Source organism: Streptomyces luteosporeus (genome assembly GCF_039532865.1).
GTDB lineage: Bacteria > Actinomycetota > Actinomycetes > Streptomycetales > Streptomycetaceae > Streptomyces > Streptomyces luteosporeus.
Genome location: NZ_BAAASL010000022.1, coordinates 92,639 through 114,663 on the forward strand (window position 1 = coordinate 92,639; position 22,025 = coordinate 114,663).

The 22,025-nt window shown below is 73.5% G+C and carries 22 protein-coding genes; 8 read left to right on the forward strand and 14 right to left on the reverse strand.

All coding sequences use genetic code 11. From position 1 onward, the window contains the following. Positions 1 to 39: 39 nt before the first annotated feature. The 7 genes from ABD361_RS25175 to ABD361_RS25205 form a co-directional block, all read right to left on the reverse strand. On the reverse strand, positions 40 to 1,626 hold the full coding sequence (locus ABD361_RS25175; protein WP_344438253.1) for a dipeptide ABC transporter ATP-binding protein: 1,587 nt from the start codon (positions 1,624 to 1,626) through the stop codon (positions 40 to 42). Next, a complete protein-coding gene (locus ABD361_RS25180; protein WP_344438255.1) occupies positions 1,623 to 2,612 on the reverse strand; it encodes an ABC transporter permease in 990 nt (329 codons plus the stop codon). Before ABD361_RS25180 ends, ABD361_RS25175 begins: the two co-directional genes overlap by 4 nt. Next, positions 2,609 to 3,595, reverse strand: coding sequence for an ABC transporter permease (locus tag ABD361_RS25185; protein WP_344438257.1), 987 nt, complete (start codon positions 3,593 to 3,595; stop codon positions 2,609 to 2,611). The genes ABD361_RS25180 and ABD361_RS25185 overlap by 4 nt, the downstream gene beginning before the upstream one ends. A 14-nt stretch (positions 3,596 to 3,609) precedes the next feature. Continuing rightward, positions 3,610 to 5,334, reverse strand: coding sequence for an ABC transporter substrate-binding protein (locus ABD361_RS25190; protein WP_344438259.1), 1,725 nt, complete (start codon positions 5,332 to 5,334; stop codon positions 3,610 to 3,612). Positions 5,335 to 5,521: 187 nt separating this feature from the next. Then, positions 5,522 to 5,617, reverse strand: a complete 96-nt coding sequence (locus ABD361_RS25195; protein WP_344438261.1) for an Ms4533A family Cys-rich leader peptide — start codon at positions 5,615 to 5,617, stop codon at positions 5,522 to 5,524. A gap of 98 nt (positions 5,618 to 5,715) precedes the next feature. Next, the gene (locus ABD361_RS25200) at positions 5,716 to 7,077 is read right to left on the reverse strand and encodes a DUF3152 domain-containing protein (protein WP_344438263.1); all 1,362 of its coding nucleotides are present in this window, start codon (positions 7,075 to 7,077) and stop codon (positions 5,716 to 5,718) included. Then, the gene (locus ABD361_RS25205) at positions 7,070 to 8,056 is read right to left on the reverse strand and encodes an alpha/beta fold hydrolase (protein WP_344438265.1); all 987 of its coding nucleotides are present in this window, start codon (positions 8,054 to 8,056) and stop codon (positions 7,070 to 7,072) included. Before ABD361_RS25205 ends, ABD361_RS25200 begins: the two co-directional genes overlap by 8 nt. 154 nt (positions 8,057 to 8,210) lie before the next feature. On the opposite strand from ABD361_RS25205, the gene ABD361_RS25210 reads away from it, so the two are divergent. The 4 genes from ABD361_RS25210 (at position 8,211) to ABD361_RS25225 (ending at position 10,161) form a co-directional block, all read left to right on the forward strand. After that, a complete protein-coding gene (locus ABD361_RS25210) occupies positions 8,211 to 8,435 on the forward strand; it encodes a hypothetical protein (protein WP_344438267.1) in 225 nt (74 codons plus the stop codon). A gap of 195 nt (positions 8,436 to 8,630) precedes the next feature. Beyond that, entirely contained in the window at positions 8,631 to 9,269 is a 639-nt protein-coding gene (locus ABD361_RS25215) for a TetR/AcrR family transcriptional regulator (protein ID WP_344438269.1), read from the forward strand. A gap of 172 nt (positions 9,270 to 9,441) precedes the next feature. Next, positions 9,442 to 9,669, forward strand: a complete 228-nt coding sequence (locus ABD361_RS25220; protein WP_344438271.1) for a DUF3107 domain-containing protein — start codon at positions 9,442 to 9,444, stop codon at positions 9,667 to 9,669. Between the two features lie 213 nt (positions 9,670 to 9,882). Then, positions 9,883 to 10,161 (forward strand): hypothetical protein, encoded by a 279-nt coding sequence (locus ABD361_RS25225; RefSeq protein WP_344438273.1) that lies wholly within the window; start codon positions 9,883 to 9,885, stop codon positions 10,159 to 10,161. A gap of 39 nt (positions 10,162 to 10,200) precedes the next feature. Here the strand turns inward: ABD361_RS25225 and ABD361_RS25230 are convergent, their stop codons facing one another. Continuing rightward, positions 10,201 to 10,947 carry a ferritin-like fold-containing protein gene (locus tag ABD361_RS25230; protein ID WP_344438275.1) on the reverse strand — a complete coding sequence of 249 codons (747 nt, stop codon included), beginning with the start codon at positions 10,945 to 10,947 and terminating at the stop codon, positions 10,201 to 10,203. Between the two features lie 513 nt (positions 10,948 to 11,460). On the opposite strand from ABD361_RS25230, the gene ABD361_RS25235 reads away from it, so the two are divergent. Both ABD361_RS25235 and ABD361_RS25240 read left to right on the forward strand, forming a co-directional pair. After that, positions 11,461 to 13,740 carry a DEAD/DEAH box helicase gene (locus ABD361_RS25235; protein ID WP_344438277.1) on the forward strand — a complete coding sequence of 760 codons (2,280 nt, stop codon included), beginning with the start codon at positions 11,461 to 11,463 and terminating at the stop codon, positions 13,738 to 13,740. A gap of 85 nt (positions 13,741 to 13,825) precedes the next feature. Continuing rightward, positions 13,826 to 14,692, forward strand: coding sequence for an alpha/beta fold hydrolase (locus ABD361_RS25240; RefSeq protein ID WP_344438279.1), 867 nt, complete (start codon positions 13,826 to 13,828; stop codon positions 14,690 to 14,692). A 181-nt stretch (positions 14,693 to 14,873) separates the two neighbouring features. On the opposite strand, the gene ABD361_RS25245 is transcribed toward ABD361_RS25240, so the two are convergent. Continuing rightward, on the reverse strand, positions 14,874 to 15,665 hold the full coding sequence (locus tag ABD361_RS25245) for a VOC family protein (protein ID WP_344438281.1): 792 nt from the start codon (positions 15,663 to 15,665) through the stop codon (positions 14,874 to 14,876). A gap of 247 nt (positions 15,666 to 15,912) precedes the next feature. Here ABD361_RS25245 and ABD361_RS25250 point away from each other — a divergent pair, with 247 nt between their 5' ends. Further along, positions 15,913 to 16,065 (forward strand): hypothetical protein, encoded by a 153-nt coding sequence (locus ABD361_RS25250; protein ID WP_164737832.1) that lies wholly within the window; start codon positions 15,913 to 15,915, stop codon positions 16,063 to 16,065. A gap of 85 nt (positions 16,066 to 16,150) precedes the next feature. Here ABD361_RS25250 and ABD361_RS25255 read toward each other — a convergent pair whose 3' ends face one another. The 4 genes from ABD361_RS25255 to ABD361_RS25270 all read right to left on the reverse strand — a co-directional run bounded on the left by ABD361_RS25255 (position 16,151) and on the right by ABD361_RS25270 (position 19,257). After that, the gene (locus tag ABD361_RS25255) at positions 16,151 to 16,756 is read right to left on the reverse strand and encodes a MarC family protein (RefSeq protein WP_344438285.1); all 606 of its coding nucleotides are present in this window, start codon (positions 16,754 to 16,756) and stop codon (positions 16,151 to 16,153) included. 168 nt (positions 16,757 to 16,924) lie between these two features. Next, positions 16,925 to 17,788 (reverse strand): PHP domain-containing protein, encoded by an 864-nt coding sequence (locus ABD361_RS25260; RefSeq protein ID WP_344438288.1) that lies wholly within the window; start codon positions 17,786 to 17,788, stop codon positions 16,925 to 16,927. Positions 17,789 to 17,900: 112 nt separating this feature from the next. Next, on the reverse strand, positions 17,901 to 18,542 hold the full coding sequence (locus ABD361_RS25265) for a DUF6758 family protein (protein ID WP_344438290.1): 642 nt from the start codon (positions 18,540 to 18,542) through the stop codon (positions 17,901 to 17,903). 103 nt (positions 18,543 to 18,645) lie between these two features. Further along, the gene (locus ABD361_RS25270; protein ID WP_344438293.1) at positions 18,646 to 19,257 is read right to left on the reverse strand and encodes a suppressor of fused domain protein; all 612 of its coding nucleotides are present in this window, start codon (positions 19,255 to 19,257) and stop codon (positions 18,646 to 18,648) included. A gap of 532 nt (positions 19,258 to 19,789) precedes the next feature. Here ABD361_RS25270 and corA point away from each other — a divergent pair. Continuing rightward, positions 19,790 to 20,905, forward strand: coding sequence for a magnesium/cobalt transporter CorA (gene corA / locus ABD361_RS25275; RefSeq protein WP_344438295.1), 1,116 nt, complete (start codon positions 19,790 to 19,792; stop codon positions 20,903 to 20,905). 186 nt (positions 20,906 to 21,091) lie between these two features. On the opposite strand, the gene ABD361_RS25280 is transcribed toward corA, so the two are convergent. Next, positions 21,092 to 22,018 carry a DMT family transporter gene (locus ABD361_RS25280; protein ID WP_425583316.1) on the reverse strand — a complete coding sequence of 309 codons (927 nt, stop codon included), beginning with the start codon at positions 22,016 to 22,018 and terminating at the stop codon, positions 21,092 to 21,094. Between the last annotated feature and the right edge of the window lie 7 nt (positions 22,019 to 22,025).

Consider the following 22,025-nt stretch of genomic DNA (forward strand, 5'->3'; position numbering starts at 1 on the left):
GCGGGCCGTCGGTGGCTGATCGCGCAGTTCCCCGCGCCCCTACGGGGCACAGGCCTCCAGGCGGGGTACGGCGGCCAGCAGGGCCTGGGTGTAGGGGTGGCGGGGGTCCTCGTAGACGCGGTCGGCGGGTCCCTCCTCGACGACGCGGCCGCCGCGCATCACGACGAGCCGGTCACTCACCTGGCGGACGACGGCGAGGTCGTGGGCGATGAAGACCAGCGCCAGGCCGAGCTCGCGCTGCAACTCGCCCAGCAGCCGGACGATCTGGGCCTGGGTGGTGACGTCGAGGGCGGAGACGGGCTCGTCGCACACGATCAGCCGGGGCTCGGGGGCGAGGGCCCGGGCGATGCCCACGCGCTGGCGCTGGCCGCCGCTGAACTCGTGCGGGTGGCGGTGGTAGGCGTCCGGGTCCAGGCCCACGCGTGCGAGCAGTTCGCGCACGCGGGTGCGGACGGCGGCGTCGTCGAGGGTGCCGGCGGCCCGCAGGGGGTCGGCTATGGACTCGCCGATGCTGCGGCGGGGGTTGAGGGAGGAGACCGGGTCCTGGAAGACCATCTGCAGCCCGCCGATGTCGCGGCCGCGGTAGTGCAGCGTGCCGCCGGTGGGTTCGAGGAGGCGCACCAGCATCCGGCCGAGGGTGGTCTTGCCGCTGCCGGACTCGCCGACGATGCCGACGGTCTCCCCCGCGCGCACGGTCAGCGAGATGTCGTCGACGGCGGTGACGGCGTGCCTGCCGCGGCCGAACCGCCGCTGCAGGCCGGTGGCTTCGAGCAGTACGGGTGCCTCGTCCGCGGGCGGGGCGGGCCGCTCGCGGCGGTCGCCGATGCGGGGCACGGCGGCCAGCAGGTCGCGGGTGTACGGCTCGCGGGGGCGGTCGAGGACGGTGCGCAGGGGGCCGTGCTCGACGGCGCGGCCGTCCTTCATCACCAGCAGTTCGTCGACGCTGCCGGCGGCCACGCCCAGGTCGTGGGTGACCAGGAGCAGGCCGGCGCCGGTCTCCTCGCGCACCTGGCGCAGGAGGGCGAGGATCCGGTCCTGGACGGTGACGTCGAGGGCGGTGGTGGGTTCGTCGGCGATCAGCAGCTTCGGCTCGCAGGCGACGGCCATGGCGATCAGGGCGCGCTGGCGCATGCCGCCGCTGAACTCGTGGGGGCGCGAGCGGGCGCGGCGGGCGGCGTCGGGGATGCCGACGCGGTCCAGGGCGGCGACGGCGCGGGCGTGCGCGGCCCGCCGGGTGGTGCCGGGGCGGTGGGCGCGCAGCACTTCGGCGATCTGGTCGCCGACGGCCTGGTAGGGGTCGAGGGAGGAGAGCGGGTCCTGGAAGACCATGGCGGCGGCCGCGCCGCGCAGCCGGCGCAGTCCGCGCTCGTCGAGGGCCTCGACGTCGTGGCCGGCGACGCGTACGGAGCCGGTGACCCGGGCGCCGGTGCCGCGGTGCAGGCCGAGCAGGGCGTAGGCGGCGGTGGACTTGCCGGAGCCGGATTCGCCGACGATGCCGAGGGCGCCGCCGGGGGCGAGCTCGAAGGAGAGGCCGTCCACGGCCCGTACGGCGTCCTCGCCGCCGGTGGGGAAGGCGACGGTCAGGTCGTGCACGGCGACCAGGGGTTCGGTGGCGGGCGCGGTCATCGCAGGACCACCCTTCGGTCGGCGGCGGCGTACAGGAGGTCGGCGACGATGCCGGCGAGGACGACGGCGGTGCCGGTGACGGTGACCACGGCGACGACGACGGGCAGGTCGATGGTGCGGGTGGCGCCCACCATGAGCTGTCCGATGCCGGGAAGTCCGAACATCATCTCGGTGAGGATGGCGTTGCCGAACATCGAGCCGAAGTCGGCGGCGGTCAGGGCGATGACGGGGGCCAGGGCGCCGCGCAGCGCGTGCCGGCCGACCAGGGCCTTCTCGCCGATGCCGTAGGCGCGGAAGGTGCGGATGTGGTCCTCGGCGAGGGTCTCCAGCAGGGAGCTGCGGGTGAGCCGGGCGTACTTGGCGGACTCCTGCAGGCCGAGGGCGGCCCAGGGCAGGAGCATGCTCCACGCCCACTGCTCGGGGTCGTCGGTCAGCGGCACGTAGGAGGGGAAGGGCAGCCACTGCAGGTAGGCGCAGAAGAGCATGAGCAGGCCGAGGCCGCTGATGAAGACGGGCGTGGCGGTGCCGGCGAGGGTGAGCCAGGTCAGGACGCGCTCGGTGGCGCCGCCGCGGCGCAGGGCGGAGAGCAGGCCGGTGCCGGTGCCCAGCACCAGCCACACGACCATGGCGCCGGTGGCCAGGGAGGCGGTGGCGGGCAGGCGCTGGATCAGCAGGTCGGTGACCTGCTGGTCGTTCTGGTACGACAGGCCGAAGCAGGGCGCGTCGCAGTGCAGGGTGCCGGTGCCGGTGGAGTAGTCGTGGCCGGTGACGATGCCCTGCAGGAAGTGCCAGTACTGCACGTACACGGGGTCGTTCAGGGACAGCTGCTCGCGGACCTGGGCGATCTGCTCGGGGTTGCAGCGCGGGCCGCACGCCAGGCGGGCGGGGTCGCCGGGGGCGATGTAGAAGGTCGCGTACACGACGGCGGTCAGCACGAGCACGACGACGAGCGCGCCGAGGGCGCGTCGCAGCAGGTAGCCGGTCATGCGGGGCCTCCCGCGCCGCGCTTGCGGGCCGTGCGCCGGCCGGTGCCGACGCGCAGGCGGGACGCCTCGCGCGGGTCGAGGGCGGTGCGCACCCCGTCGCCGAGGACGGTGAAGGCGAGGGTGGTGGTGAAGAGCATCAGGGCGGGCAGCACGACGTACAGGGGGTCGGCACGGAACCAGGTGGTGGCGGTGGAGAGCATCTGGCCCCAGGAGGGCGTCGGCGGCTTCACGCCGACGCCGAGGAAGGACATGCTCGCCTCCAGCACGATGTTGGCGGGCAGCAGCACGGCCGCGTAGGTGATGACGGGGGCGGCGAGCGAGGGCAGCAGCTCACGGCGGGCGACGCGCCAGGTGGAGGCGCCGGTGAGCCGGGCGGCCGCGACGAAGTCGAGCTTCTTCAGGCTCAGGGTCTGGGCGCGCACCAGGCGGGCCATGCCGCCCCACTGCAGCAGTCCGATGGCGACGACGAGCAGCAGGGGCCGGGGGAAGTCGGCGGGGACGACGGCCATGAGGGCGATGGCGAAGACCAGCAGCGGCATGGCCACCATCACGTCGGTGACGTGGCTGAGCACGGACTCGACGACGCGGTTGCCGAGGGCTGCGCCCAGGCCGATGCCGACGCCGACGAGCACCTGGACGAGAGTGGCGCCGAGGGCGACGAGCAGCGAGACGCGGGCGCCGTGGACCAGGCGGGCGAACAGGTCGCGGCCGGTGCCGGGTTCGACGCCCAGCCAGTGCTCGGCGCTGACGCCGCCGAGGTCGCCGAGGGGCACGCCGCCGCGCGCGGAGTCCACGAGGGTGTCGTGGTAGGCGCCCGGGTCCTGGCCTTCGAGGGCGGAGAGCAGCGGGGCGAAGAGGGCGATCAGGACGAGGAGGACGAGCACGGCGGCGGCCGCGAGGACGGCCTTGCGGCTGCGCAGCCGCCGCCAGAACTGCCGGGCCCCGGAGGCGGGGGTGCCGGCCCCCGCCTCCGTTTCCTTCACTGTGACGAGCGTGCTCACTTGACGGCGACCTGCGAGACGTCGAGGACACCGGTCCAGTCGCTGATGACGACGTTCTTGACGTCCTTGCCGAACAGCCGCTTGTAGACGGGGTGGAACAGCGGCACGGTCAGCGCCTGCTCGCCGATCTTCTTGTCGAGGGCGCCCCAGCGGCGGGCGGCCTCGTCATGGTCGGTGATCTTGTTGATGGCGTCGATCTCGTCGTTGACGGAGGCGTCGTTCAGGCGGGCGGTGTTGAAGTTGGCGCCGTCCTTGACGATCTGGCGGCCGTCGAAGATCGGGGCGAGGAAGGGGCCGCCGGAGGGCCAGTCGGCACCCCAGTGGGCGATGAACAGGCCCGGCTGCTTGGCGAAGCTGTGGATCTTCTCGTCGTAGTCGTTGTCCTCCAGGCCCTCCAGCTTCACCCTGATGCCGGCCTCCTTGAGCGCGGCCTGGATCGCGGTGGCGATTTCGGGGCTGGTCTCGAAGTTCTGGGCGGTGGAGTGGGTGAGGGTGATCTCCAGACTGTTCTCGTAACCGGCCTCCTTCAGCAGCTGCGCGGCCTTGCTCGCATCGCCCTTGGCGCCCGCCGGGAAGTGGTCGTACGGCGTGTGGCCGAGCGGCTTCTGGGGCGGCAGGAAGGTGGTGGCGGGCTCGGCGAGCGAGGAGCCGCCGGCGGCGTTGACGACGCTCGTGCGGTTGATCGCGTACGAGATCGCCTGGCGGACCTTCGGGTTGTCGAAGGGCTTGACCTCGGGGTTGAACGCCAGGTAGCTGGTCTGGGCGAAGTGGCCGGTGCCGACGCGGGCGGCCAGCTTCGTATCGCCGGTGACCTGGGCGAGTTCGGCGGGGCCGAGGTTGGTGTCGGTGGTGACGGCGGCGGCGTCGGCGCCCTGGCCGGCCGACAGCCGCTGGTTGATCACGGCGGAGTCCAGGCCGGACTTCACCTCGATGCGGTCGGGGTAGGCGTGCCGCTCCTTGTCGGTGTCCTGCGACCACTTCGGGTTGCGCTCGAAGAGCATCTGCTGGCCGTCGCCCACGTTCTTGACGAGCTTGTACGGGCCGGAGGAGACCGGGTGTTCGGCGTACTTCACGCCGGTGTCCTTGGCCTTGGGCACGGGCGCGAACTGGGTGGAGGTGGCGAAGTAGGGGAAGTCGCCCTCGGACTTGCGCAGCTTGAAGACGATGGTCCTCGCGTCCGGCGTCTCGATCGAGTCGAGGCCCTTCTTCTCCTTGTACGGACCCTGGTAGGTGTCGCCGCCCACCAGCCAGTCGCGCAGGTAGGGCGCGCCGCCGGAGAGCTCGGGGGCGAAGGAGCGCTCGACGCCGTACTTGATGTCGGCCGAGGTGATGGGCGTGCCGTCCTCATAGGTGAGGCCGTCCTTGAGGGTGAACGTCCAGGTCTTGGCGTCGTCGCCGGGCCGGCCGGTGTCGGTGGCGAGGTCGGGGACGACCTTGGTGCCCTCGGCGCCGTTCGCGCGGTGTCGGGTGGTCAGCGTGCGGTAGACGAGGGAGGGCAGGTTGCCGCCGCCGGAGGTGTACAGGCGGGCGGGGTCGAACTGCTTCTGCGGCCCGCGGTTGAGGACGGTGAGGGTGCCGCCCTTCTTCGGGGCACCGCCCTCGCCGCCGCTGCCGGAACCGGCGCCGTTCTTCTCGGGGCCGCACGCCACGGCACCGCCGATCAGGGCCGCACTGACGGCGGCCGCGGCCACACTGCGGGACACGACGGACAATTGACGCATGAGGGGTCAGCCCTTTCACGGGTGGAGGGGTGGCGGAAGTGCCGGGAGGCACGGCGGCACCCGTGAAGGCGGTGGAGTACGCGAGGAGTACGCGGAGATCTGCAGCGCGAACGGCGCCGTACCGCCCCCGGGCGCGACGCCGCGGCAGCGCGGACGGCGCAGGGGAAGATGCCGGAACAGGCGGGGTTCAGCGACAGAGGATGTCGGCGACCGAGTGCGCGGCCACGCCGATCAGCGCCAGCTCGAAGCCGGCGTTGCTCGCGGGGACGTGGCGGTACGACATGCGAAGAAGAGTGAACGAATTTTCGCCTTGCGGCAAAGGCGTCTCATGAAGCAAGACCGGATGTCTCGAATGAAGAGATGAAAAGAGATGAGGGGAGGTCAGGGGAAGGGCCAGGGGTTGGGCCTGCAGACCTTGTCCCCGGTGTTGAGGAACTTGGTCTGCTGCATCATCACCGGGGCCAGGGCGCCGTTGGCGGGGCACGACTCGTGGTCGTGGCCGAGCCGGTGGCCGACCTCGTGGTTGATCAGCATCTGGCGGTAGGCGTGCATGGCGTCGCCGTAGGTCTCCGAGCCCTGCGCCCAGCGGTAGCCGTTGATCATCACCCGGTCGGTGACGGCGGAGTCGCAGGAGACGTTGTCCTCGGAGGTGTCGAGGCCCGACTTGGCGCACCAGACGTGGGTGGTGCGCGGGCTCGCCAGGGTCACCACGAAGTCCGCGTCGCCCGAGGAGACGCGCTCGAAGGTGTACTTGCCGCCGTGGCCCCAGCTGCGGGGGTCGTTGAGGGTGCGGTGGACGGCGGTGGCGAAGAGCGAGCCGTCGAGCGGCAGCCCCTTCTCCACGTCAATGCGGTACCGCTTGACTTCACCCTTACCGGGGGCCCGGTCATGCCCGTCGATGGTGACGAAGTCGCCCGATCCCCGGGCATCCGGGGCGAGCGGGTACTTCCTGGCCATCGCCTCCTCGTAGGTGGCGGGCGGCCGGGCGCCCCCGTTGGGGGTGGGCCGGGAGTCCGAGCGCGAGGGCGCCTCGGGGTCGTCGCGCTGGCCGGTGGGGTCCGCCGCGCGCGCCTGCGCCTTGCTCTGGGTGCTCTCCTGCACCTGCCCGGCCACGGCGACCGCCAGCACGGCGGTCACCAGCGCCGCGGCCACGCCGGTCGCGGTGCGCAGCACCCCGCCGAACACCCGGCGCGGCGGCGCGGCCGCCGGTGCCGGCGCGGCCGGGGGCGGGGGCGGGGGCGGCGCGGGGGCGGGTACGGAGACGGGCACGGGCACGCCCTGCAGGAAGCCGGTCGTCGCGTCGGTGGGCCCCGCGGGGGCGGCCGGGGCCGCGGCCCCGTCGCGCTGGGCGCCGATGACGCCCCAGCCGGCACTCTCGCGCGGCTCGGGGTGGCCGGTGCGGGCGGAGGGACGGGTGCCGCCCTCGGCCCCGGGGCCGGCCCCGTAGCCCGCGTCGTACCCGGCGTCGAAGTCGGGCCCGAAGCCGGAGTCGACGGCCGCCCCGATGCCCGGCGCGAGGCCCGGGTCGAAGGAGTCGAAGGCGTCCGCGAGCCGTGCGGCCTCCTCGTCGCAGCCGCCGCCGCGCCGGCGTCCCGGGCCCGGCCCGGGCACGGGCGGCGGCGCCGTCTCGTGGCCGCGGGCCGGCTGCCCCGGTCCCTCGTGGGCGCGGCGGCGGCCCGTACCGGGAGCGGCAGCGGCGGACCCGGAGGGGGACCGGTCGGCGCGTGCGCTGTGTTTACCCACGGGGCGGGGCGCTCCGTTCAGATGTCGTGGCGGTGTCCGCGAGCAGTTCCCGGAAGGCGCGGGCCACCGCGTCCGGGTCCTCCATCATGGCGACATGTCCCGCTTCGAGAAGCGTCAGCAGCCGCGAGTCGCGAAATGCCTTGCTCGCCCGGCGGGCCATGCGGATGGACACGAGCTGGTCGCGCGCTCCGTACACGAGCAGAGTAGGGGCAAGGACGCGTTCCGCCTGCCGCCACAGCGAATGCTGTCCGCCGAGCGTGTAGGCGTCGACGATGCCGCGCGCGGAGCGGCCCATGACCTCCCAGAAGTACGGCAGCTGCAGCCGGCGCTCGTACTCGGCGACCGCGAGGGCGAAGCCCTCCGGCGTGACCCGGGCGGGGTCGCCGTAGCACAGGGCGAGCACCTCGCGGGTGCGCCGCTCGGGGGTCCAGTCCCTGGTCATGCGGGCGAAGAGCGAGACCAGGCCGGGCACGGCCATCAGCCCCGTGGGCACCGCGGAGCGCTGCGGGCGCAGCTCGGGCAGGGCGGGTGAGACGAGGGTGAGGGTGCGCACCAGGTCGGGCCGCACGGCGGCGACCCGGGTGACGACGGCGCCGCCCATGGAGTTGCCGAACAGGTGCACCGGCCCGCGGCCGCTCGCGTCGAGGTGGCGGATGACGACGCGGGCGTAGGCCGTGATGGAGTAGTCGCCGTCGTCCGGCGGAGGCGCGTAGCCGAAGCCCGGCAGGTCCAGGGCCTCGCCGTCGACGTCGTCCGCGAGGGCCTCCATCAGCTGGGACCAGTTCTGCGAGGAACCGCCCAGGCCGTGCACGAACAGCGCCGGGGGCAGGCCCGGGCGGGCGGCCGGCCGGGAGCGCACGGTCAGCGTGGCGCCGGGCAGGGCCACGGAGCGCAGCGTCTCGCCGGGCGCGACCCGCGCGGGGCGCGTGGGTGGCACCACCGGTACGGCACGGGCATCGGACGGCTCGATCGACGACATGCGGGCAATGTTACGAGAGGGTCACGCGCGAACCCTTGTGGCGGCGCTCACAGATCGCCTGGCGGCCCGGGGCGGTGTCTCCTAGGCTGCGGTGAGGGAGAGGTATCAAGGAGTGCTGAGGGCACCCCACACCGGATGCCGGAAGGATTCCGATATGCCTGTCGATCCGACGGACCCTGACACCTTCGAGGACGAGGACGAGGCGGAGGACATGGAATTCGACGTCGAGGCCCCCGAAGCGGACGCCGCCGAGCAGCACGCCGACATCAGGCCGGAGGAGGACGAGCCGCTGACCCACATCGACCCGGCCGCCGCGAGCGAGGCGGACCGCGCCGAGCAGGCCCGGGTGGTGGAGCTGGACGAGGACGACTACCGCTGACGGCACCGGGCCCCGCGGCCCGCTCGCCGCGGGGCCCGGTCGCCGGGCGCATCGTGCCGATTGCACGGATTTGTCGACTCCCCACAGCGGGGGGTTCGTGAAATTCTCCGCTCCGGCCACGCACGGCCCGGTTACCGAAAAGTACGATGGCGGACGCGGTGCACACCGTGCACAGAAGAACTCATGGGAGGCGGCGTGACAGCCATCGAGCAGACCGAGGCGCGCCCGCGGGGCACGCGCCTGCCGCGCCGAGCCCGACGCAATCAGCTCCTGGGCGCCGCCCAGGAGGTCTTCGTGGCGCAGGGGTACCACGCGGCGGCGATGGACGACATCGCCGAGCGCGCCGGCGTCAGCAAGCCCGTGCTCTACCAGCACTTCCCCGGCAAGCTGGACCTCTACCTCGCCCTGCTGGACCAGCACTGCGAGAACCTCCTGCAGGCCGTGCGCACGGCGCTCGCCTCCACCACCGAGAACAAGCAGCGCGTGGCGGCCACCATGGACGCCTACTTCGCCTACGTCGAGGACGAGGGCGGCGCCTTCCGGCTGGTCTTCGAGTCCGACCTGACCAACGAGCCGGCCGTGCGCGAGCGCGTGGAGCGCGTGTCGCTGGAGTGCGCGGAGGCGATCAGCGAGGTCGTCGCGGAGGACACCGGCCTGTCGAAGGACGAGGCCATGCTGCTGGCCGTGGGCCTGGGCGGCGTCTCCCAGGTGGTGGCCCGCTACTGGCTCTCCAGCGAGAGCACCGTGCCGCGCGAGACCGCGGTGCAGCTGCTGACCTCGCTCGCCTGGCGCGGCATCGCCGGCTTCCCCAAGGTCGCCCCCGAGCAGCACTGATGCCGGGTACGGGCGTTTTCGGCCACGTCGCCGTGTTCGCTGCGAGCGTGCGGGCGGGCGCCCGGCACCGGGGCCTCGCGGGCTAATGTGTGCAGCGTACGGCGCGGCTGGCCGCGCACCCCTCCCCGTGGCCCAGGGCCAGGGGGACCGCACACCTTCGGAGGGACAGGCCGTGGAGGTCAAGATCGGCGTGCAGCACGCGCCCCGCGAGATCGTTCTGGAGAGCGGACTGGCTACCGAGGAAGTCGAGCGCACGGTTGCCGAGGCGCTCTCCGGCAAGGCGCAGGTGCTGACCCTGGAGGACGACCGTGGCCGCAAGGTCATCGTCCCGGCCGACCGCGTGGCGTACGTCGAGATCGGCGAGCCCACGGTCCGCAAGGTCGGCTTCGGCGCGATGTGAGGTGACGTCGCTGCGGCGACGTGACGGCGGGGCCCGGGGTGCGCGAGCACCCGGGCCCCGCCGTCTTTCTTCACGTGCGGTCGTTCACGCGTCGCCGTTCACGCGTCATGGTGCACGGCCGGGGCGCGAGGGTTGCCCGCGGCGGCCCCGGGGTAGGACCGCTACGACCGAATTGCACCCCGCTTCTCGGCCACCTCACAGGAGGGTGAAGACATGATCCTCTGGGAAGCGCTCGGCTCGGTCCTCATCGGACTCGCCGTCTCCTGGACGGCCCTGCGCCGGCTTCCCGCGCGCTACGGGCAGTTCCGCTCCCGGCCCCTGGCCCTGGCCACCGGCCCGGTCGCGGCCCTCTTCGGCGCCCTGCTGGGCCACACGGTGCTGGGCCCCGGCCACACCCTGGGCACCCTGGGGGTGTCGCTGGGAGTGACCGTGGCACTGCTGTCCCTGCTGCTGCGGCCCGCCGGCCGGCCCCGCCGATCAGCGACGGCCTGAGCGCCCGCTGCGGATCCCGCGGTGCTGCGCCCCCGTCCCTTAGGCCGCCAGGCCCAGCGCGGCCATGCGCTTGGTGTGCGCCTCGGTGATCCGCGAGAACATCCGGCCGACCTCGGCCAGGTCGAAACCGGCGGCCACACCGCCCACCAGCATCGTCGACAGGGCGTCCCGGTCGGCCACTACGCGCTGCGCCTGGGAGAGCGCCTCGCCCATCAGCCGGCGCGCCCACAGCGCGAGCCGCCCGCCGACGCGCGGGTCCGCCTCGATGGCGGCCCGGACCTTTTCGACCGCGAAGGAGGCGTGCCCGGTGTCATCCAGCACGCCCAGCACCAGGGCCCGGGTGTCGGAGTCCAGGCGGACGGCGACCTCGCGGTAGAAGTCACTGGCGATCGAGTCGCCCACATACGCCTTGACCAGGCCCTCCAGCCAGTCCGAGGGCGCGGTCTGGCGGTGGAACTCGTCCACGCCCGCCGCGAACGGCTCCATCGCCGCGGTCGGCGGCGCGTCGACGGCCTCCAGGCGGTCCCGCAGCCGCTGGAAGTGCTGGAACTCGGCAGCGGCCATCTTGGCCAGGGCGGCCTTGTCGTCCAGCGTGGGCGCCAGCTTGGCGTCCTCCGCGAGCCGCTCGAAGGCGGCCAGCTCGCCGTAGGCGAGCGCGCCGAGCAGGTCCACGACGGCCGCCCGGTACTGCGGGTCGGCCGAGGCCTGGGCCCAGTCCTGGGCGGCGATGCCGGTGTCCTCGGCAGGGGCACCGGTGACGTTCTCTGGCGTGTCGGGCGTGTCCATGCAGCGAACGATAGCCCGCCGCGCGCCACGACGAAGCCCCTGGTCAGACAGTTCGCACCGATCCGGACACGGGATCGTCCCGACACGGATGCACGATTCCGGGGTACAGTGCTAAGAGGCCAGCCGAGTATTCGGCCGGCCCAACTCATGCTGTGTCTTCTGGAGGCGAGTCTCCAGGGCTCCAGCGGATGCCCGGTCGGTGGCCCGATCGGCTTCCACACAACCGACCGCCCTCCCCGCGGTGCGTACGAGACGTACGCATACCAGGAGGGTCCGCTCGCGGCTCGTGTGCACGAGCGAAGGCAGTGGTCCCGCGCCACCCCGGCCCCCGTGGCCGGTGCGCCACCCCGGCGCGGTCCGTACGCCCCTTGCGTACGACCCCCTTCGCCGCCTCGCGCCGCGTCTCACAGAAGAGGCAAGATTCTGTCCACTTTCCGCGAACTCGGGATTCTGTCCGAAACCGCCGAGGCCCTCGAAGCCGTCGGCATCGTGCATCCGTTCCCCATCCAGGAAATGACGCTCCCGGTCGCCCTCTCCGGCTCCGACGTCATCGGCCAGGCCAAGACCGGCACCGGCAAGACCCTGGGCTTCGGCCTCCCCCTGCTCGAGCGCGTCGTCGTCCCCGCCGACGTCGAGGCCGGCCGCGCGGCCCCGGAGGACCTCACCGACGCCCCCCAGGCGCTCGTCGTCGTCCCCACCCGTGAGCTGTGCCAGCAGGTCACCAACGACCTGCTCACCGCCGGCAAGGTGCGCAACGTCCGCGTCCAGGCCATCTACGGCGGCCGCGCCTACGAGCCGCAGATCGAGGCCCTGCAGAAGGGCGTCGACGTCATCGTCGGCACCCCCGGCCGTCTGCTCGACCTGGCCGGCCAGAAGAAGCTCAGCCTGGCCCACGTCAAGTCCCTCGTCCTCGACGAGGCCGACGAGATGCTCGACCTGGGCTTCCTGCCCGACGTCGAGCGCATCATCACCATGCTGCCGGCCAAGCGGCAGACCATGCTGTTCTCGGCCACCATGCCGGGCGCGGTCATCTCCCTGGCCCGCCGCTACATGTCGCAGCCCACGCACATCCGCGCCACCGCGCCGGACGACGAGGGCCAGACCCACGCGAACATCGCGCAGCACGTCTTCCGCGCCCACAACATGGACAAGCCGGAGATGGTCGCCCGCATCCTGCAGGCCGAGGGCCGCAACCGCGCGATGATCTTCTGCCGCACCAAGCGGACCGCCGCCGACATCGCCGAGCAGCTCACCCGGCGCGGCTTCGCCGCGGGCGCCGTCCACGGCGACCTCGGCCAGGGCGCCCGCGAGCAGGCGCTGCGCGCCTTCCGCAACGGCAAGGTCGACGTGCTGGTCTGCACCGACGTCGCCGCGCGCGGCATCGACGTCGACGACGTCACCCACGTGGTCAACTACCAGTCCCCCGAGGACGAGAAGACCTACCTGCACCGCATCGGCCGCACCGGCCGCGCGGGCAAGTCGGGCACGGCCGTCACGCTCGTCGACTGGGACGACATCCCGCGCTGGAAGCTCATCAACAAGGCGCTGGAGCTGCCCTTCGACGAGCCGGAGGAGACGTACTCCACGTCCCCGCACCTGTACGAGGCGCTGGGCATCCCCGCCGGCACGAAGGGCATCCTGCCCCGCTCCGAGCGCACCCTCGCCGGCCTCGCGGCCGAGGAGATCGAGGACCTCGGCGAGCCCGGCGGTCGCGGCCGCCGCGGCCGCGACCGCGACCGCCGCGAGGCCGTGGCGGAGGAGCGGCCGGCCCGCACCCGCACCCGCCAGCGCCGCCGCACCCGCGGCGGGGCCCCGCTCGCGGCCGCGGAGGCGGCCCCGGTCGCCGAGACCGGGACCACCGCGACCGCACCGGGCGCGCCCGAGACCCCGGCCCGCCCGCGCCGGCGCCGCCGCACCCGCAGCGGGCTGAGCACGGCCGCCGGTACGGCGGCGGCCACGCCGCTCGCCACGGCGCCGGAGGCGGAGGCGGCGACGGAGGTCGTCGAGACCGTCGAGGCTGTCGGGACCGTTGCCGTCGAGGCCCCGGAGACCCCGGCCGAGCCGCGCCGCCGCCGCACCCGCACCACGCGCCCGGCGCCGGAGGCGACGGAGCCCGCTGCTGCGGTGGAGACGGTCGAGGAGAAGCCGAAGCGCACGCGCGCCAAGAAGGCCACCGAGACCGTGGTGGACACCGTCGAGGCCGTCGAGGTCGTCGAGGAGAAGCCCAAGCGGACCCGCGTCGCCAAGAAGACGGCCGAGGCCGTCGTCGAGGCGGTCGAGGAGAAGCCGAAGCGCACGCGCGCCAAGAAGGCCGTCGAGGCCGTCGTGGACGCCGCCGAGATCGTCGAGGAGAAGCCGAAGCGCACCCGCGCCAAGAAGGTCACCGAGACCGTCGAGGCGACCGAGGAGAAGCCCAAGCGCACCCGCGTCGCCAAGAAGGCCGCCGCGGCGCCCGTCGAGGCGGTCGAGGAGAAGCCGAAGCGCACGCGCGCCAAGAAGGCCGTCGAGGCCGTGGCGGACGCCGCCGAGGCCGTCGAGGAGAAGCCGAAGCGCACCCGCGTCGCCAAGAAGGCCGCCGCGGCGCCCGTCGAGGCGACCGAGGAGAAGCCGAAGCGGACCCGCACCACGAAGAAGGCCGCCGAAGCCGCCGTGGACACCGCCGAAGCCGCCGAGGCCAAGCCCAAGCGCACCCGCGTCGCCAAGAAGGCCGCCGCGGCGCCCGTCGAGGCGGTCGAGGCCACCGTGCCGAAGCCGCGGCGGACGCGGGCGGCCGCGAAGAAGGCCGAGGCGTAAGGTTCGCGCAACGCCGTGCCGGTGCCGGTCACTCCCTCGGGGGTGGCCGGCACCGTGCGTTGCGGGGCCGCGCTAGCCTCGGCGCATGAGCCGGCCCCCGTTCCTCGCCCTGCCCGGGTGCGCCTCCGCGTACCGCCTCCGTACCGCGCGCGGTGAGTTCGCCGTGCACGATGCCCGCCCCGAGGGCGGTGACGTGCGCGGCACCGTGCTGCTCGTGCCGGGGTTCACCGGGAGCAAGGAGGACTTCATCGCCCTGCTCGCGCCGCTGGCGGACGCCGGTTTCCGGGCCGTGGCCGTGGACGGGCGGGGGCAGTACGAGACGCCGGGGCCGCGGGACGAGGCGGCGTACGACCAGCAGGAGCTGGCCCTGGACGTACTGGCCCAGGCGGAGGCGGTGGGCGGCGGTGTGCATCTGCTCGGGCATTCGCTGGGCGGGTTGATCGCGCGGGCGGCCGTCCTGAAGGACGCGGCGCCGTTCCGTTCGCTGACGGTCATGAGCAGCGGTCCGGGGGCGATCTCCGCGTCGCAGCAGGCCCGTACCCGGCGTCTGCTGCAGGCGCTGCCGGTGCTGGACATGGAGAGCATCTGGCGGGAGATGCAGCGCGAGGACACCGCGAACCCGCCGCAGGACACGGACGTTGCCGCCGCCGCGCCCGGCGTGACGGAGTTCCTGCACCGCCGCTGGCTGGGCACGATGCCGGAGCAACTACTGGTCACCGGGCGGCAGTTGACCGAGGAGCCGGACCGCACCGCGGAGCTGGCGCGGGTGCCGCTGGCCAAGCACGTGATCTCCGGCGAGCTGGACTACGCCTGGCCGGTGCCGGACATCGACGCGATGGCCGAAAAGCTGGGGGCGGTGCGCACGGTGGTGCGGGGTGCCGGCCACTCCCCCAACGCCGAGCAGCCGGCGGCGACGGCGCGCGCCCTGCTCACCTTCTGGACGGCGCACTAGGGCGGCAGCGCCCCGCAAGGGGCGCGGGGCAGTGTCGATCTGCGGCTCCGCCGCGCGGGCGCGACAAGCCACGACGTACCCGCAGCCGGAGAGCCGTGCTGCGCCCGGGCCCCCGGGGCGGCACGTCGGCTGCAGGCCGCAGGTGGCCGATCGCGCAGTTCCCCGCGCCCCTGACGGGGCGCTACGCGCAGCCCGTCTCGTCGCGGTCGGTGATGGTGAAGAGGCCGCCTTCGGGGTCGCGCAGGGTCGCTGCGCGGCCGGCGCGGGAGTGGGCGGGTTCGGAGACGAGTGCGCCGCCCGCGGCGAGGGCGGCCTCGACGGCCTTCTCCACGTCGTCGACGCGGAAGTACACGTGCCAGCGCGGCCGGATGCGGGGGTCGGGGTCGGCCTCGACGGCTCCGCCGCGCAGGCAGGCGACGGTGCGGCCGTGGGACTCGACGGTGACGGCGTCGTCCTCGTAGCGGACCTCGCAGCGGTCGGGGCGTTCGACGGCCCACTCGAAGATCTCGCCGTAGAACATGGCGGCGGCGAAGGCGTCGCGGGTGCGCAGTTCGAGCCAGGCGGGGGCGGAGCCGGCGCCGATGCTCCAGCTGGAGAGCTTCTCGCCCTCCCAGAAGCCGAAGACGGCGCCTGCGGGGTCGGCGGCGAGGGCGACGCGGCCGCGGCCGACGGTGAGCGGTCCGACGGCGACGGTGCCGCCGCGTTCGCGGATGCGGGAGGCGACGAGGTCGGCCTCGCCGACGGCGAAGTAGCAGGTCCAGTTGACGGCGACGCCGAGGCCGCGGGCGGCGTCGCTGAGGCCGGCGACGGGCTGGCCGTCGGAGAGCGCCACCATGAAGCCCTCCCCGAGGGAGCCGGGCCGGTAGGTCCAGCCGAGCACGGCGCTGTAGAAGTCCTGCGCGGCGGGGAGGTCGGCCGTCAGCAGGCTCACCCAGCAGGGCTGGCCGAGCCCCGTGCGCTCCGTGGCGGACATGGCCGATCGCCTCGCTTCTGTTCCGGGTATGCCACAGGTGGCGAGGAGGCCGTCCGGCCATGCGGCGACCGCCCCACTGTCAGGGTTCCACTCGCACTCCCCGAGCGCACTCCGGCGCGCGGCCACGACCGCAGTCGTTAGACAGCAGAAAAATTTCTTTAGCGTAGGGAATGTTTGAGTCCCTCAACCCGTTGGACAGGGTGAAACCTACAGATCTCCTCAGGAGGATCAGACGAAGGGAGAAGCCGTGCGCTTCGAGATCATGCGCCTGGACGACGTCGACGGCACCGCCGTGGACAGCACCGTCGTGGACGCCGCCTCCGTCAACCGGATCGTGCAGCAGGCCGCCTCCATCGGCCAGCGCATCTACATCCGCCCAGCAGATTCCTCGGTCCGGTAGCGCCCCGCGTCGCCTCCGAGTACGCACGACGCCCCCGTACGGCAACGAACCGTACGGGGGCGTTTCGCGTGCGCGCGGCAGCGCCTCAGTGCTTGGTGATCACCTGGGTGATGCCGTTGATGATCTGCTGCACGGCGAGGGCGGAGAGCATCATGCCGGCGAGCCGGGTCACCAGCACCACGCCGCCGTCCTTGATCACGCGGATGATGTGGAGCGAGTTGCGCATCACCAGCCACAGCACGACGTGGATGGCGGCGATGGCGCACCACACGGAGGTCTGCGCGGCGAAGGTGTCGGCGCGCTGCACCGCGAGGATGACGGAGACGATCGCACCGGGGCCGGCCAGCAGCGGCATGCCGAGCGGCACGAGGGCAACGTTGACGTCCTTGGTCTGCTTGGGCTCCTCGGACTTGCCCGTCAGCAGGTCGAGCGCGATGAGCAGCAGCAGGAGGCCGCCCGCGATCATCAGCGCCGGGGTGGTGATGTGCAGGTAGTCCAGGATCTGGCGGCCGCAGATGCCGAAGACGGTGATCACGCCGAAGGCGACCGTGGCCGCCTGCCACGCCATGCGCTTCTGGACCTTGGCGGGGCGGCCCGCCGTGAGCGCGAGGAAGATCGGCGTGATCCCGGGCGGGTCCATGATCACGAACAGGGTGAGGAAGAGGGAGCCGAAGACAGCGACGTCGAACACAGGGGAGCCTTGCAGGAGAGCGATCTGGAGCAGGAGGGTGCGGGGGGTGGAGGGAGCGACCCGTCTCGTACGGACGCGGCAGGCGCGGGCACGGACGGGTACGGGCAGGGGCGCACGCCTGCGGCCACCGTGGGTGGACGCGGGGTACGGACCCGGCGCGCGGGGAGGTCAGCCGCCGGCGCCCGGGACGGGAAAGGCGCCCGTCGCGCGGCGCGTGATCTCGCCGTAGATCTCGGGGTCGGTCGTGAACTCGCCCAGGCGGCAGCTCTTGCGGCTGCCGTGGTAGTCGCTGGAGCCGGTGGGCAGCAGGCGCAGATCCGCGGCGAGGCCCCGCAGCCGGGCCCGGGTGGCGGCGTCGTGGTCCATGTGGTCCACCTCGATGCCGTCCAGACCGGCCGCGGCCAGCTCGGCTATCTGCCCTTCCGAGACGCAGGCGCCGCGCTTGAGGGCGAGCGGGTGCGCGAGGACGGTGACCCCGCCGGCCGCCTTGACCAGGCGGATCGCGTCGAAGGGGTCGAGCTCGTGCTTCTCGACGTAGGCGCGGCCGTCGCCGGCGAGCCACTCGGGCGTGAAGGCGTCGGAGACGCTGCCGATCACTCCGAGCTCCACCATCGCCGAGGCGACGTGGGGCCGTCCGACGGCGCCGCCGTTGGCGAGGGCGGCGACGCGCTCCCAGCGCACCGGCACGCCCAGCTCGTTGAGCTTGGCCACCATGGCCCGGGCGCGCGGCTCGCGGTCGTCGCGGACGAGCTCGCGCTCGCGGGCGAGCTCCGGCTCGGCCGGGTCGAAGAGGTACGCCAGCATGTGGACGCTGAAGCCGTCGGCGCCGGTGAAGCGGCAGGAGAGCTCGGCGCCCGGCACCAGGGTCAGGCCCGCGGGCAGGGCGGCCGCGGCCTCCGCGTGCCCGCCGACCCCGTCGTGGTCGGTCAGGGCGATGACGTCCAGCCCGGCGGCGGCCGCCTTGCGGACCAGCTCGGCGGGGGTGTCCGTACCGTCCGAGGCCGTGGAGTGGGTGTGCAGGTCGATGCGCACGGCACGGCTCCCAACGGCGGACGAAAAGCGGGCGAGGACCGGTTCAGGATAACCGTCGGCCGGGGCCGCCCCGGCGCGGCGAGCGCAGGGGCCGGGGGGAGATCGCAGGGGGTCAGGGCGAGATGATGCGGGGCGAGAGCGCCCCGCAGGGCAGCAGGTCGACCTCGGCGCCCGCGTCGCGCAGGTCGGTGAGCACCAGCTCGTCGTACATCAGCAGGCCGGAGCCCTCCGGCCAGACGATCGCCCACAGCCACAGGCCGCGGGCCTCGCCCGCGAAGACGGCCCGGTCGCCGGGGGTGCCCTCGACGTGCCAGAGGGGGGTGGGACGGCCGGCCGCGTGCACCTTGGTGTGCGGCGGGCCGTCGACGCGCAGCCGGGGGCCGGGGTCGGGGCCGTCGACGCCGGCGTAGCGGGCGCCCAAGCCGACGCCGAGCTCCTCCGCGACCAGCAGCAGCTCGCCGGGGCCGCCCAGCGGGCTGGGCCCGGAGCAGGCGACGGCGGTGGCCCGGCCGCCGCTGCGGTCGTCACCGGCGCAGATCACGCCGGTGAACAGCCAGCCCACGGGGAGGGGCCAGGGCATCCACACCGGCACCCGGGCGCGCCCGACCACGACGGACAGCGCTTCGACGCTCGGCGGGACGACGGGCTGCAGAGGGTGCACGGTGCCGTGCACGGCACACTGCCACGAGTCGGCGAAGAGTCCGGGCGCACGCACCCGGCCACCGCACTTCGGGCAACTGGGTTCGCCCCTCATAGCCTCCAACGGTCCTACCGGGTCGCCCTCCCGTCAAGGACGATCACCCGTCCGGAGTCGGCGCCCGACCTCCCTTCCGGACATCGCGGCGCCGCCGTACGGCTCACTCCCCCAGGGGCACGCCGGCGCGCAGCGGGTCGCGCAGGTCGGTGCCGCCCCGCAGCCACCGCTCCTGCAGGGCCGCCGCGCCGTGCACGCGCTTCCAGGCGGCCTCGTTGGGCGTCATCGGCAGCAGCGGCAGGAAGCGCACGGGCTCCAGGGGCGGCTCCAGCTCCAGGTCCGGCACCAGGCCGCCGGACTCGGCGACCAGGACGGAGGTGAAGGGCGCGCCCGGCCACAGCGGCTCGCCCGTGTCGAGCGAGGCGCCGGGCGCCACGATCAGGCCCTCGACCTGCGGGGTCGCGGCGAGGACGGCGAGCGGGCGGAGCACCTTGTCCGTGTCCGCGCGGCCGGCGCGCACGGTGAGGACCAGCTCGGCGCGCGGCCCGCGCAGCGGGTCGGCGAAGGCTGCGGTGGGGTCGGTCATGGGATGGGCGGACATGCCGAGGGTGGCGTAGCGCACGATCTCCCCGGCGCCGCTGCCGTCGTCGTCCGCGGCGCGGAAGCGCAGGACCTCGATCCGGTCCGTGCCGAGGAAGGTCACCGCGGCGCGGGCGTCCGGCTCGCCCAGTGCGGTCAGCAGTCTGGCCTCGGCCAGTGCGAGCACATCTGACATGCAGTGAGCATAGAACGCGTATCGAACAGGCAAAGGGGGGCCTTGACGCGCCGGGCGACTGCTAGCCTGGTCTCGCCTCGGCCTGCGGTCCGGGGATTTGACGTTCGTCCCCCAGCGGGGACCGGCCGGAGGAGGTGGGGCTGCGATGGATCCTAGTCGACCGTGCAGTACCGACAGTTCTCCCGTCAGTCCGCTGCGGACGCGCCGTACCGCAGTGATCTGAGAGTCTTCGGAGCCGGGGCCGCGCGCCTGCGCAGGCCGGCCCGGAAGTCCTTTCACGCCGCAGCATGTGACGGAAGAGCGCCCTTCGTTCGCTTTGTTCCGTGTTCGCCGCCGGAGCCCTTCTCCCGAAGTGCCCCGCGAACCGCCGTCAGCCCGTACGCACTGCTCGAAGCGCCGCCCGATTCGCGGACGTCCCGTCGTCCATGTCCGGCTTGTCCCGGCCGCTCCCCGGCCGGACTGCACGCCTGCGATTCCGGCTGCGTTGCGCCCTGCGCCCCCGCTGACGGCCGGCCCGTGAAGGAGCCAGCCCATGTCGATGATCCGTGACCTGCGTGCCGCCGTCCGCCCCGCCCTGCGCCGGGTGCCCACCACCGGTGGAGGCGGCGGCTACGACCCCACGCGCGACCACTCGGCCAGCACCGCCGTCGTCGACTGCGCCGTCTACCGCGACGGCAAGCGCGCCAGCGACCACGTCACCCCGGCCGAGGCCATGCGCCGGGTGCGCGGCGAGGGCGGCTTCGCCTGGATCGGCCTCCACGAGCCCACCGAGCAGGAGTTCGCGGGCATAGCCCGGGAGTTCGGCCTGCACCCGCTGGCCGTGGAGGACGCCGTCCACGCCCACCAGCGGCCGAAGCTGGAGCGCTACGACGACACGCTCTTCACCGTCTTCAAGACCATCCACTACGTCGAGCACGCCGAACTCACCGCCACCAGCGAGGTCGTGGAGACCGGCGAGGTGATGTGCTTCACCGGCGAGGACTTCATCATCACCGTCCGGCACGGCGGCCAGGGCTCGCTGCGCGCCCTGCGCCACCGGCTCCAGGAGGACCCCCAGCTGCTGGCCAAGGGGCCCTCGGCCGTGCTGCACGCCATCGCCGACCAGGTCGTCGACGGCTACATAGCGGTGGCCGACGCCGTGCAGGACGACATCGACGAGGTCGAGATCGACGTCTTCTCCGAGCCCAGCAAGGGCAGCCGGCGCGGCGGCGACGCCGGGCGGATCTACCAGCTCAAGCGCGAGGTGCTGGAGTTCAAGCGGGCCGTGACCCCGCTGATCCGGCCGATGCAGCTGCTGAGCGAGCGGCCGATGCGGCTGGTCGAGCCGGACATCCAGAAGTACTTCCGGGACGTCGCCGACCACCTCGCCCGCGTCCACGAGCAGGTGGTCTCCTTCGACGACCTGCTCAACTCCATCCTCCAGGCCAACCTCGCCCAGGCCTCCGTCGCCCAGAACGAGGACATGCGCAAGATCACCTCGTGGGCGGCCATCTTCGCCGTCCCCACGATGATCGCCGGCATCTACGGCATGAACTTCGACCACATGCCCGAGCTGCACTGGAAGTACGGCTATCCGGCGGTCATGGTCGTCACGGTGGCCATCTGTGTGACGATCCACCGCGGCTTCAAGCGCAACGGCTGGCTGTAGCAGTCAGCGCCACAGCGCCCCGTCAGGGGCGCGGGCGGTGCCGATCTGCGGCTGGCACCGCGTGGGCGCGATCGGCCACCGACGGCCCGCAGCCGATGCGCTACCGGCGGGGCCGGTAAAGCACGGCACTCCGCCTGCGGGCGCGTCGTGGCTTGTCGCGCAGTTCCCCGCGCCCCTACGGGGCGCCTACGCGCAACGCCGCCGGTCACCCATGACCACCAGGGCCAGCCCGGTCAGGATCACCGCCAGCGCCGGGTACGCCACGACCGGCGGCCGCTGTCCCAGCCACACCGCCGCGATCAGCGCGGCACCCGGCGTCTCCAGCAGGATCGCCGTCGACGTCACCGACGGGCCCAGCCCCTTCACCACCCGGTTGAACAACGAGTGCCCCAGCAGCTGCGCGGCCACGGTCAGCAGCGCCAGCTTCAGCCACGTCCCCCCGCTGTAACCACCGAGACGCACCCCGCCCACCAGGCAGGCCCCCAGCAGCAGCACGGTGGTGGTCGCGTAACAGACGTACGTGTACGCCACCGTGCTCAGCGTCCGCCGCACCTCCGCGCCCAGCAGGACGTACCCGGCCCCCGCCATGCCGCCCGCCAGGGCCAGGGCGTCCCCGGCCAGCGCGCGCGCCGACAACGACAGATCGACGCCCGTCAGCATCAGCACCCCGGCGAACGCCACCGCCGTACCCGCCCACACCAGCGCGGGCGGCCGGTGCCCGCGCACGCGCAGCAGCAGCGTCGTCCACACGGGCGTCGTGGTCACCAGCGCCGTCGAGGAGGCCACCGACGTCATCTGCAGACTCGGCAGCCACGCGCCGAAGTGCACGGCCAGCAGCGCCCCAGCCGCCACCGCCGCCGCGGCGACCCGGCGGCCGGCGCCGCGCAGCTCGGCCCGGTGCCGCAGCAGCACCAGCGGACCGAGCACCCCCACCGCCATGGCGTTGCGCCAGAACGCGATCGCCAGGGCCGGCGCCGCGGTCGCCGCGATCAGCGGCGCCGACAACGACACACCGGCAATCGCCACGGCCAGGAGCAGCAGCTCCAGGCGGACATGTACGGCTGCCGCGGACGTCGGCGCCGTGACCTGCGCGGTCGTGCGGGCAGCACTCACCCCACCA